General features: G+C 59.2%; 6 protein-coding genes. 1 reads left to right on the top strand and 5 read right to left on the bottom strand.

Annotated features, from left to right (window positions below; translation table 11 throughout):
* The 5 genes from GX108_05710 to GX108_05690 all read right to left on the bottom strand — a co-directional run.
* Positions 1 to 374: hypothetical protein (locus GX108_05710; protein NLO56533.1), on the bottom strand; the 374-nt coding region annotated here is incomplete at its 3' end.
* The gene (locus GX108_05705; protein NLO56532.1) at positions 355 to 777 is read right to left on the bottom strand and encodes a peptidase M15; all 423 of its coding nucleotides are present in this window, start codon (positions 775 to 777) and stop codon (positions 355 to 357) included. The genes GX108_05710 and GX108_05705, both read right to left, overlap by 20 nt.
* Position 778: 1 nt before the next feature.
* Complete coding sequence (locus GX108_05700) at positions 779 to 928, bottom strand: YvrJ family protein (GenBank protein ID NLO56531.1); 150 nt, start codon at positions 926 to 928, stop codon at positions 779 to 781.
* Positions 929 to 1,000: 72 nt separating this feature from the next.
* Complete coding sequence (locus tag GX108_05695; protein ID NLO56530.1) at positions 1,001 to 1,207, bottom strand: DUF2922 domain-containing protein; 207 nt, start codon at positions 1,205 to 1,207, stop codon at positions 1,001 to 1,003.
* Positions 1,208 to 1,241: 34 nt separating this feature from the next.
* A complete protein-coding gene (locus tag GX108_05690) occupies positions 1,242 to 1,457 on the bottom strand; it encodes a DUF1659 domain-containing protein (protein ID NLO56529.1) in 216 nt (71 codons plus the stop codon).
* 461 nt (positions 1,458 to 1,918) lie between these two features.
* On the opposite strand from GX108_05690, the gene GX108_05685 reads away from it, so the two are divergent.
* Positions 1,919 to 2,530, top strand: a 612-nt coding sequence (locus tag GX108_05685) for an NAD-dependent epimerase/dehydratase family protein (protein NLO56528.1), incomplete at its 3' end; no start/stop codon positions are given.

Below are 2,530 nucleotides of genomic sequence, written 5' to 3'. Positions count from 1 at the left end.
TGGGTGAAGCCCTCCGCCAGGAGCAGCACGATGCGGCTGTCGCGCTCGGGCAGGGTCTGCTCCGCCACCCAGCGGGTCCAGGGCAGTGCTTCCTCGTAGTGGGGCGAGTGCTTTTCGGGGTCGAACTCCACCTTTTTACCGGGTCGGTTCCACCACTTGGCCGCCCTGGCCCGGACCCTGGCCCGGACCCTCCACTTGAGGAACTTGGCCAGGTACTGCCTGTTCCTGCAGCGGGGCAAAAGTTCCAATATGGCCAGGTAGCCCTCCTGGACAAGGTCGTTGAACTCGGCCCCGTTATTGCCGTAGGACCGGGCGATGGATTCCACCAGGGGGCGGAACCTGAGCAACAGGTCCTCATGTTCCTGCCGCTGCATGGAGCGGCACCGCCATTTCCCATTTATGCTGCTTCACGGGCAAGATGACGCGCTCGTCATTGCCGAATATTCCCAGGTGAACGAAATTTCTCTTACCGTAGGGGATGACCTGGTCGAAACCCATTTTCTCGGCCAGTTCGCTGAATTCCCTCTGTACTTCCTCGAGCACCACGACGTCGGCGGCCTGTCCCAGAAGGTGCAGGCTGGCCTCGGCGCCGTTGACGTTCCTGTTGTGCCTGCTGCACCGGAAACCGCTGGTCAGGAGCAGGGGGCTACCCCAGGCATCGCGCAGGTTTTCGAGTTTGACCAGCAGTTCGGGGTGCAGTTTTACGCATCCGCAGCACTTGCACTGGAACTCGGTCAGCCTGAAGTGGGGGGAGACGAAGATGTTGTTGGCTTTCAATCTATACGCCTCCCCGGTTCACTATGGCGACATGCAGTTCACGTATAGCCTGGGTGAGCTCTTCGAGCCGGCTTTCCATCCTCACCAGCAGGTAGGCCGCTACGGCCACGGCGAACCCGCTCTGGATGGCGGAAGCCACGAAGTCTTCCATGATTTGTTCCCTCCTTGTTCCCCCACGGGCTTGAAGCCCGCGGGGGATATTATTTATGAACAATTAACCGTTCTAGATCAGGTCGGTGACGGTCCTGCCTATGATCTGGGCGGCCAGGATATCGGTCAGCCCCGAAGCGAAGATGTCGGCGTCGATGACGGCCTGCATGGCCGTCTCCACACCCTCGGCATCGAGGTCATCCTTGGGGTACCTGAGGGTCATCGGCCACTTCTCGCCGGCAGCGGTGCCGAAAACCATTCTGAGAGTCTTTGTCTCCATCGTTTCACCTCCTTTCCATCAGTTGCGGTGCGCGCTAAACCACGAGACTGGTGTCGATCTTGCTGGTCTCCACGATGGGGTACTCCAGGAGATCGCCGAGGGCGGAAACCGCGTCGGTAACGTCATCGGCGGCGGCGTCTTCGGAAAGATCCCTCAGGGAAAGGCTCCTGATGATGGGACGACCGTCGTCGTTGGTGCCTATCTGGAGCCTGAGGCTCAGGCGGCTGGAAGCGACGATATACTCTGCCATGGACTTCACCTCCTTTCGATGTTGAGATGGTCGAACCTGACATATATAAGAGTGCTTTCCGGATATAGTATATACAAATAGTTATCTAAAAAGGGCAACCCTTGGGGTCAGAGCTTGAAATGCAGCATTTGTATACATGAAGCCCGGGGGATGGGAAGGCCGAAAGGCATGAATGGGAAATACCGGGAATCCTGGGGCGGGAAGCCAAGGCAAAGGCCAAAGCTGGAGCCTGCACCACAGGCGAAGTGCCCCGGACCAAGTTAAAAGGCGTGTCTTTCAGCTTGATGGGGAGGGCGCGACACAGGGGAAAACCAAAAGAAGACCCAGGTATGATGGAGAAAGCGGGGTTATAAAAACCAACGGGGCAGAGGATAGGTTTCTGCTAGAATGTAGTAAAGTGATGATTTTGGGACCGGGAAGCATCGCAGGGGCGGCACGCAGGCCGAAGGGGGCGGAAAATCATGAAAGTACTGGTAACGGGAGTATCGGGCTTCATCGGGGGTCAGCTGACCAGGCACCTTCTGGATCAGGGTCATGACGTGCGGGGGGCGTCGCGGTGGCTGGACTCCCCTTTTCCCAGGGCCGAAAGGTACGACCATGTTACCGTCGAGGACCCCTCCTCCCCCAGAGCATGGAAACCGGCCGTTTCCGGGGTGGATGCCGTAGTGCACTTGATTGCGAAGACTTCCCCGCCCGAGAAGGACGATGCCGCCGAAGCGGAGGAACTCCGCAGGGTCAACGTGGGCCTTACGAAGACGCTCTTCGAGGCATCGTGGAAGGCCGGGGTGAAGCGGTTCGTCTACATGAGCTGCATGAACGCGGTGGGAGAGGAAACCGCGCCGGAAGAGGTCTTCGCCGAGGACACTCCCTGCAATCCGACCGATCCGGTGGGGATCACCAAGAGGGAGGCCGAGGAGATGATCCTCAAGTACCGGGGGAAGATGATCACGGCGGTCCTGCGCGCCCCGATGGTTTACGGACCCGGTGTTGGGGGCGACTTCCTGCGCCTGGTGGAGGAAGTGAGTAAGAGGACCCCCCTTCCCCTTTCCGGTGTGAAGAATGCCAGGAGCCTG

The sequence above is a fragment of the Thermovirga sp. genome (assembly GCA_012523215.1).
In the GTDB taxonomy this organism is placed as follows: domain Bacteria; phylum Synergistota; class Synergistia; order Synergistales; family Thermovirgaceae; genus 58-81.
The sequence above is the reverse complement of the archived record's forward strand: the minus strand, read 5'-3'. Positions and strand labels throughout refer to the sequence as shown.